Raw genomic sequence first — 9,409 nt, forward strand, 5'->3', positions numbered from 1 at the left:
AATCCTTTAAGGCATGTTGTATTAGAATTTTATTTTAACATAAAGGAATTATTATGAAGCTTTGCGATACACATTGTCATTTAGATGATGAACGATATTTTGATGATTTAGATTTAGTGATAAATAGAGCAAAAGAAAATGGAATTACTAGATTTATAATCCCAGCAGCACACCCAGATGACACAAAAAGAGCACAAGAAATATCTCATAGGCATGATTGTGTATTTTTTGCCACTGGACTTCACCCAAACTATCCTCATTTATATGATGAAAGATTCATAGAATCTTTCATTGAGGATAAAAAATGTGTCGCAATAGGTGAGTGTGGGTTGGATTATTACAATATAGAAGAAGCGTTAAATAGGACACAAATACAAAGTGCAGAAAAGCTAAAAGAACTTCAAAAAGAAGTCTTTGAATCTCAAATAAAACTAGCAATAAAGCATAAAAAGCCATTAATAGTCCATATAAGAGATGCTTCAAATGATTCTTTAGAAATATTACAAAAATACTCTAAAGAGCTTGTAGGTGGTATTTTGCATTGCTTTAATGCAGATTTTCAACTTCTATCTTTAGCAAAAGATGGGTTTTATTATGGTATTGGCGGAGTTTTGACATTTAAAAATGCAAGAAAGCTAGTTGAAGTCTTACCAAAAATACCTTTAGAATCTCTCCTTTTAGAGACAGATTCGCCATATCTTACTCCTCATCCTTATAGAGGTGAGAGAAATGAGCCTAGCTATATACCATTAGTGCTTGATAAAATGAGTGAAATTTTAAATATAGACAAAGAGATTCTAGTTTCTAAAATAAACCAAAACACAGAAACTCTTTTTGGGAATCTTTTTAAAGCGTCTTAGTATTTTTCACATTTTTTAAACATGAGTTCAAAGGCATTTTGTGCCTTTGTTATGAATTCTTTATTTTGCATTATTATTAAATTTTCGTAATTTGTCTCAAATGCACTTTTAGACCAGTTTGCAGAGCCTAAGATTATCTTTTTGCTATCGATAATAGCCATTTTTAGGTGCATTAGCCCTGTATATTTTTTATTTTTTGATAATTCTCCATCCAGTGTGCATACTTCTACATTTTTTAGCTTCGCTAGATAGCCTATTGTTGATTTATCTGGGTTTTTATTTGCCTTTTTATCATAGATTATTCTTATTTTTGTACCTTTTTTAGCAGTGTCTCTTAGTGCTTTTGATATTTCCCTATTTGTGAAGCTATATATGGCTACATCTATGCTTTTTGATGATTCTTTTATTGTTTGTGTTAGTGCCTTTATTGCTTGTTTGCTTTCTTGTGGCATGAAATATATTTCATCAGCATAAACAAAAGATAAAATAGCAATAAAACAAACAAGATATTTTTTTATCATAAAATTCCTTCTTTTAAGATATAAAGTGCTAGAATTGTAGCAGATTTTGGTCTAAACTAGGTCATGGAGTGTTTCTTATGAAGTTGTATTTAGTTAATAAAAATCCGATTATTACAAAGCTTGTAACATTAAGTGCTGGTAAAATAGGACTAGATGTAGAAGAATCACAGGAACTAGACATAACAAACACTAGCGATATTTTATTATTAGATGATGAATGTTATGATGAAACACTCTTTAGCTCCTACAAGGCTAATAACGCAGATTCTAAGTTAATTTTATTTTTCTCCAAATCAACAGACAGGATAGAAGGCTTTGATGAATATGTCCAAAAGCCATTTTTGCCAACAGACCTACTTAAGCTATTAAGCAAACTAACTGGAATTGCCGCAGAGAATACACACGCAGAATCTGATATGTCAGATGATATATCGCAGTTTAACGACGATTCTTTAGATGATTTTGGGTTAGATGGTGATATTGATTTGTCTGGATTAGATGATTTAGGATTAGATGATGAGGATTCAAATATGAATGAGAATAATACTTCAGGTGTATTAGATGAAGATGATGTAAATGAAATTAAAACCCTACTAAATGATGATAGTGATAGTGTAGTTGTAGCTAGTGAAGATTCTGCTAATAATGAGTCTTTAGATATGCCTAGTGATAGTGATATTGGGCTTGATAATGTTTCATTAGATGTAGATTCTAGTAGCACACTCGAAAATCCAATGGAAGGAGCTAATGAATCATTTGACTTTGAAGAAAATGTAGATACAAGTGAAAGTGTGAGTGATGTGTCAGACTTTGATAAAGAGCAGTTTGATGAATTTTCAGCTGATGATGAGAGTAAAGATTCTAGCAATGAAGAGATAGATACAAGTGATCTTTTATCAGAGCTTGATGAGAAGAAAGATGAGAATAATAGCACAGATGATACTTTAGATACTGCTAGTTTGGCTGATGCACTAGATAATCTAAACTTTGATGATGAGCTACCACAAGAGCAACCTAGCGTGGATACTGCAGATTCTAGCCTTACAGATATTATGGATTTAAATATTGATAGCATGGATAGTGTTGAGGGATTAGGAGATAGTATTAGTGATTTAGGTAATGCAGATTCTAGCATGGATAGCACGGAGGATTCCGCACTTGATGATGTTAATCTATCTAGCGAAAGTGCAAACACAGAAGAATCTCTAACAGAAAATGAAAACCTAGATAGCCTAATAGATGAGGTAAGCACAGATACAAGTGATAATATAGCTGATGATATGAAGCTTGAATCTCTAGATGAACTATCTAAAGAAGATGAACCAGGAGACATTCTAGGAGATAGTAAAGAACAAGATAATGCAGATGAAAGTGCAATCACAGAGGATATACAAGATGAACTCTTAGAGATTCCACAAGATAACGAAGAATTCTCACAAGAAGACACAATGCAAGAAGATATGATAAATGACGCTAGTAATGAGTTGCCACAAGTAAAAGAATCACAAGAATCAAAGCTAGAGGCTAATGATAATGAATTTTCAGCTTTAAGCTTAGAGGGTTTAAGCGAGGCATTAGGAGAGCCTATAACAAAAGAGCCAAATACCGCACCAATAGTCCCTAAAGATGCACCAAATGAAAGTGTAAATCTTCCTACAAATATTTCTGCTACTTCACTAGATGGACTAATAGGTGCATTACAAGCATTGCAAACACAGAGCTTAAAGGAATTGCTAAATGGTGCTACTATTAACATTAGCATACAATTCCCAAAAAAAGATGATCTATGATAGATTCTAAACAAAAGGGAGTAATTTTAATTCTATCAGGTCCAAGTGGTGCCGGTAAAAGCTCCCTCTATACTGCTTTAAAAGAATCTTTTCCAAACCATTATTTTTCTATTTCATCTACTACAAGAGATATGCGAGATGGAGAAGTGTGTGGGATTCATTATAATTTTGTTACAAAAGAACAATTTCAAAAAGATATAGAGCTAGGAAATTTTTTAGAATGGGCAGAGGTTCATGGGAATTATTATGGCACTTCAAAAGCTCCTATTTTAAATGCATTAGAGCAAGGGAAGCTAGTTATATTTGATATTGATGTGCAAGGACAGGTAAATGTTAAAAAATCCTTTCCAAATCATACAACTTCGGTGTTTGTAACAACAAAAGATAGCAAGATATTAGAAGATAGATTAATATCGCGTGGCGATATGGATAGTGAAGCCATAAAAAAACGACTTAAAAACGCCAGGTGTGAGCTAGATAATATTTCAAATTTTGACTATCTGCTTATTAATGATGATTTTAACACTACTGCAAGTGAGTTGATATGTATCGTAAAATCAGCCTTTCATAAGGCCAGTTTATACGACTTAGAATCATTTAACAAATCATGGAGTAAATTATAATAAAGAGATAATATGCCAAAGAGAAATGATATACAAACAATTCTACTTATAGGTTCAGGTCCCATAGTTATTGGCCAAGCTTGTGAGTTTGACTATTCAGGCACACAAGCCGCTAAGACTTTGAAGAATCTAGGTTATAAAGTTGTGCTTATAAATTCAAATCCAGCTACCATTATGACAGATCCAGATTTTGCTGATAGAACCTACATAGAGCCAATCACTGAAGAAGTTATTGCAAATATTATCAAAGAAGAAAAAGTTGATGCGATACTGCCAACTATGGGCGGACAGACGGCACTAAATGTTGCGATGAGCATGTATGAGAAGGGAATGCTAGAAGGTATCAAGTTCTTAGGTGCAAACCCAGAAGCGATAAAAAAGGGAGAAGATAGACAAGCTTTTAAAGAAACGATGATAAAAATTGGCATGGATCTACCAAAATCACGCTATGCGTATAATATAGAAGAAGCGTTACAGGCAGCCAAAGAGATAGGATTCCCGCTTATTATCCGTGCTAGTTACACACTTGCAGGTGGTGGCAGTGGTGTGGCTTATAATATCGATGAGTTTAAAGCAATAGCACAAAATGGACTTGATGTGAGCCCAATTAGTGAAATTCTAATTGAAGAATCACTTCTTGGTTGGAAAGAATATGAGATGGAAGTTATTAGAGATAAAAATGATAACTGCATTATCGTGTGTAGTATTGAAAACCTTGATCCAATGGGAGTGCATACCGGAGATTCTATAACTATTGCCCCAGCGCTTACTTTAACTGATAAAGAATATCAACGAATGCGAGATGCTTCTTTTAAAATCTTGCGTGAGATTGGCGTAGATACTGGTGGAAGCAATGTGCAATTTGCCATAAACCCAAAAAATGGCAGAATGACAGTTATTGAGATGAATCCGCGTGTATCGCGTAGCTCTGCACTTGCTTCAAAAGCCACAGGATATCCTATTGCCAAGGTAGCTACAATGCTTGCAGTAGGCTTCTCTCTTGATGAGATAAAAAATGACATCACAGGCACACCTGCAAGTTTTGAACCTAGTATTGATTATATTGTTACTAAGATTCCACGATTTACTTTTGAAAAATTCCCACAAGCAGATTCCACGCTTACTACTTCTATGAAGAGCATTGGTGAAGTTATGGCAATAGGCACTACTTTTAAAGAATCTTTGCAAAAGGCACTAAACAGTCTTGAGACAGGGATTTTTGGATTTAACCAAATAAGTAGTGATTTAAATGAGATTCAAAGAAATATAAGAATCCCAAATGCAAATAGAATCCTCTACATCGCTGATGCTTTTAGACGCAATGTAAGCTTAGAAGAAGTGTATGAGTGGTGCAAAATAGACCCATATTTTTTAAAGCAAATACAAGAAATCATAGAATTTGAAAAAGAGGTATCATTCGAATCTTTAGGAGATTCTAGCTTTTTAAGAAGGGCAAAAATACTAGGCTTTAGTGATAGAATGCTTAGCTTTTTAGTTAATTCTAAAGAATCTTTAGAGCTTAGAGAAGAAGATATTTTTGAACTAAGAAAGAAGCATAATATAATCCACTCCTATAATGAAGTAGATACTTGTGCAGCAGAGTTTGCGACACAGACTTCATATCTATACTCTACAATTCCATTTACAAATACACAAGACACACAAAAGCAAGATTCAAAGAAAAAAGTCCTAATTCTAGGTGGTGGACCAAATCGCATAGGACAAGGCATTGAGTTTGATTACTGCTGTGTGCATGCAAGTTTTGCATTGCGTGATATGGGGATAAAGAGCATTATGTATAATTGCAACCCAGAAACCGTGAGCACGGATTATGATACAAGTGATGTGCTATATTTTGAACCAATAACACTAGAATATGTCCAATCTGTAATAGAAAGAGAAAAGCCAGATGGCATAATCGTGCATTTTGGCGGACAGACACCGCTTAAACTAGCTAAGATTCTAACTAAAATAGGTGCGAATATAATAGGTACAAACGCAAAAATCATCGACATAGCAGAAGATAGGGCGAAATTTGCAAAATTCGTAGAAGACAACGGACTGCTTCAGCCCAAAAATGGAACTGCATTTAACAAAGATGAAGCAATAAATATAGCACAGCAAATAGGCTATCCAGTGCTAGTGCGTCCTAGTTATGTGCTAGGTGGTAGGGCGATGAAAATAGTGCATAATGTATCTGAATTACATGAATATATAAATGAAGCCGTTACTTTAAGTGAGGATTCTCCCGTGCTTGTGGATAAATTTTTACAAAATGCAATAGAGTTAGATGTAGATGCAATATGCGACGGAGATGAGGTATATATTGCAGGAATCATGCAGCACATAGAAGAAGCAGGGATTCATAGTGGGGATTCTGCTTGTTCTATACCTACCATTAGCATAAGTAAAGAAAGAATAAGAGAAATAGAGAGCACAACAATGAAAATCGCCAAGAATCTAGGCGTAGTAGGGCTTATGAATATACAATATGCGATTTTTGAAGATACCTTATATCTAATAGAAGTTAATCCAAGAGCATCACGCACCGTTCCTTTTGTGAGCAAAGCTACTGGAATCCCACTTGCAAAAGTAGCTACACATGTAATGGTAAATGGTAGTCTAAAAGACGCTCTAAAAGCATATGACAGATATGGTAGGGTTATATACGAAAATGGACTTTATAAACCTAAAGAGCTAAAGCACATATCGGTTAAAGAATCTGTATTTCCTTTTGATAAGCTAAAAGGTGCGGTTATGATTCTAGGACCAGAGATGAGATCTACAGGAGAGGTTATGGGCATTAGCCATAGCTTTAGCATAAGCTTTGCCAAGTCCCAACTAGCTTGTAAGAATCAGATTCCTACAAGTGGAGAGGTATTTATTTCTTTACGAAATATAGACAAGTTTCAAGTAGGCAAATTAGCTAAGAATCTCCAAGAGATAGGATTTAGCCTATGTGCCACAAAAGGCACTGCAAAGGCGATAAATGATCTAAATATCCCATGTAAAGAAGTGTTAAAGATAAGCGAGGGAAGACCAAATATCGCTGACATGCTAGCAAATCGAGAGATAGCTCTAGCGATAAATACTAGCGATGAATCTTCTAGTCGAGGTGATACTGATATAATAAGAACTCAAGTGCTAAGAAATAATATCCCATATTTCACCACTCTTGAAGCAGCACTTGTAGCAGTAAATGCAGTATATGAGATAAAGCACACAAACCCAAATGAAGTAAAAGCACTGCAAGATTATCTACTAGAAGTATAAATGTATCCTATATTGTTAGCTCAAAGCGATACTACGGCTGGATTCCTTTCCAAAGATCCAAGTCTACTAAATAAAGTTAAAAACAGAAGCATAAATCAAAAGATAATAATTACAACAAGCAAACTATCAAATCTAAAATCACTAGCTAGAATCCCAAATATACATAAAAATAAAGTAAGAAGACAGACCCAATCAACATTCATCTACAAGAATAATAAAGCAATAAGGGTAATAAAAGATTCTAAACATTCAAAATTATTAGATAACTTTGACTATCTATATTCCACTTCGGCAAATCCACATAAGCAAAATTTTGAAACCACCTTTGCTATAAATAGTGCAGATATAGTAATATTAGATGAGAGAGGTTTGTATGAAGGCAAACCATCACAAATCTATAAGCTAAATAATAAAACCATAAAAAGGCTAAGATAATGAAAGCAGCAGATATATTACAAAGTATTTTAGTAGGAATTTTTTTGACGCTTGTCTTATATTGCGTGTTTTGGGCGGCTATTTATAACAACTATATACACTTCTATGGGATAAGAGAGTTTTTTAATCCATTCTTTGGAAATGTAGTTAATTTCTATGTGTTTTTTACATTAGCGATTATTTTGGGTATTGGGTTTGCATTGCCTATCATCTCTAGTGTATTTTATATATTATATGTATTATCTCTAGTGTTTTCTCTTACTTTATTTGTTCCCTCATTTGGTAAATATATGGGGTCTAAACTATTAGCAAAACAAGCAGAAATAATAGTAAAAGGTGAAGGAAAACTAGTAAATAGCATATATGAAAATAACTTCTATATAGTATATCTATCATCAGAGATTACCGATACAGATAGCAAAGAAGATAGGGAGAGAAAGCTTATATATTATGAGAAATAATTTTTATTGTTTGCTTTATGTTTATTTTAATATTTGCAATAGTATAATTTAGAGTTTTTTAATTTTTATAGAAGGAGAAGATTGTGAAGAAAAAGACTAATAAAAAATTCACAGCAAGTAAGAAGAGTCTAGTGTTATCACTAGCGTGTGTGTCTGTGTTAGCAACTGTTGCTAATGCTACAAATACTGGTATAGATACTGATGGTTCAAAAGTTAAAGGCGATGCAAATGTTGTTATTAATTCAGAATTATCAGGTGGAACCCTAGACCTTAATGGTTTTAGTGGCGGTGGTGACAAGAACGTTACTATAAACTTTGATATAACAAATGGCATTATTAATGGTAAAGGTTCTTCTAATTTACAAGGAACTATCACAAACAATGCTACAATTGGTAAAGGTGCCAATTTTGGAAATATTACTTTTTCTGGTGGTGGCGCAACTATATCAAATAACGGCACAATAGATGGAAATATGACATTTGGCAAACTGAATGTTAGTGGTTCAGCATCAGCTACTGGTGCAATTATTAATAGTGGCACAATCAGTGGAAATTTAATCATTGAATCTGTGAATGTAAATGCAAACATCAAAGCTAGTGGTTCTGGTATCTCTGTTACAAATGGTGGTGCGATTACTGGTGGTGTAAACATAGGTGCAATAGATGTTAATGTTTCTGGTGGTGCATTAGGTGGTGATTTCGTATTTGAAAACACAGCAGAAGGAACAATTGGCAAAGATGTAAATGTAGGTAAAATAAATATAGAAAGCAAAGGTGTAGGTGTAAATGGTGGTTTTGCTAATGTAGACATCAAAAATGGTGGGACAATTAAAGGTTCAATCAATCTAAATGGCGAAATAAAAGTTGCTGGTCCTATGGCAAATGATTCTACTGCTTCTGCTGTAGCTTCAGTAATTAATTCTGGCACTCTAGGTGGTATAAATCTAAATAATAATGTTACTGCAACTAAGGGTGGAGCTTTTGAAATTATTAATGAAACTACAGGTAATATTACCAACTTTGTAATTGGCAAGTCAAATATAACAGTAAGTGATAGCGGTTCAGTAGATTTAATTAATAAAGGAACTATAACAAACTGGATTAATAACGGAAGCTTCTCTGAAATAAACTTGCCAAATAATAATTCAGGTGGTATTACGATATTGAATGAAGGTGTTGTTGAAAACTTTACTAACAATGGTAAGATAGATACAAAAACTGGATTTGAAAATAGCGGTAATATTACTAACTTTACTAACTCAAAAACTGGGTTTATTTCTAAAATTACAAATGCTGATGCTTCTGCGAATGCATATATTGGCACATTAAATAATGCTGGTAAAATAACAACAATAGTAAATGGTGGCATTTCTTCATATGGCACAATTAATACCCTAGTAAATACAGGTTCTATTGGTTCAGGTGCTAATACTGCTGCTGGTGTTG

The 9,409-nt window shown here is 33.8% G+C and carries 8 protein-coding genes; 7 read left to right on the forward strand and 1 reads right to left on the reverse strand.

Annotated features, from left to right (window positions below; all coding sequences use genetic code 11):
• Positions 1-53 precede the first annotated feature (53 nt).
• Positions 54-860, forward strand: a complete 807-nt coding sequence (locus PF022_RS07085; protein ID WP_271021803.1) for a TatD family hydrolase — start codon at positions 54-56, stop codon at positions 858-860.
• Here PF022_RS07085 and PF022_RS07090 read toward each other — a convergent pair.
• On the reverse strand, positions 857-1,381 hold the full coding sequence (locus PF022_RS07090) for a phospholipase D-like domain-containing protein (protein ID WP_271021804.1): 525 nt from the start codon (positions 1,379-1,381) through the stop codon (positions 857-859). The genes PF022_RS07085 and PF022_RS07090 overlap by 4 nt on opposite strands.
• Positions 1,382-1,458: 77 nt before the next feature.
• On the opposite strand from PF022_RS07090, the gene PF022_RS07095 reads away from it, so the two are divergent.
• The 6 genes from PF022_RS07095 to PF022_RS07120 all read left to right on the forward strand — a co-directional run.
• Positions 1,459-3,171, forward strand: coding sequence for a hypothetical protein (locus PF022_RS07095; protein WP_271021805.1), 1,713 nt, complete (start codon positions 1,459-1,461; stop codon positions 3,169-3,171).
• Positions 3,168-3,794: a guanylate kinase gene (gmk, locus tag PF022_RS07100; protein ID WP_271021806.1), complete on the forward strand. Its 627-nt coding sequence runs from the start codon at positions 3,168-3,170 to the stop codon at positions 3,792-3,794. Before PF022_RS07095 ends, gmk begins: the two co-directional genes overlap by 4 nt.
• A 12-nt stretch (positions 3,795-3,806) precedes the next feature.
• Positions 3,807-7,067 (forward strand): carbamoyl-phosphate synthase large subunit, encoded by a 3,261-nt coding sequence (carB, locus tag PF022_RS07105; RefSeq protein WP_271023333.1) that lies wholly within the window; start codon positions 3,807-3,809, stop codon positions 7,065-7,067.
• Positions 7,068-7,502 (forward strand): hypothetical protein, encoded by a 435-nt coding sequence (locus PF022_RS07110; RefSeq protein WP_271021808.1) that lies wholly within the window; start codon positions 7,068-7,070, stop codon positions 7,500-7,502.
• Positions 7,502-7,963: a hypothetical protein gene (locus PF022_RS07115; protein WP_271023335.1), complete on the forward strand. Its 462-nt coding sequence runs from the start codon at positions 7,502-7,504 to the stop codon at positions 7,961-7,963. Before PF022_RS07110 ends, PF022_RS07115 begins: the two co-directional genes overlap by 1 nt.
• Before the next feature lie 83 nt (positions 7,964-8,046).
• Positions 8,047-9,409: beta strand repeat-containing protein (locus tag PF022_RS07120; RefSeq protein ID WP_271023337.1), on the forward strand; the 1,363-nt coding region annotated here is incomplete at its 3' end.

It is taken from the genome of Helicobacter sp. WB40 (assembly GCF_027859275.1).
Lineage (GTDB): Bacteria > Campylobacterota > Campylobacteria > Campylobacterales > Helicobacteraceae > Helicobacter_D > Helicobacter_D ibis.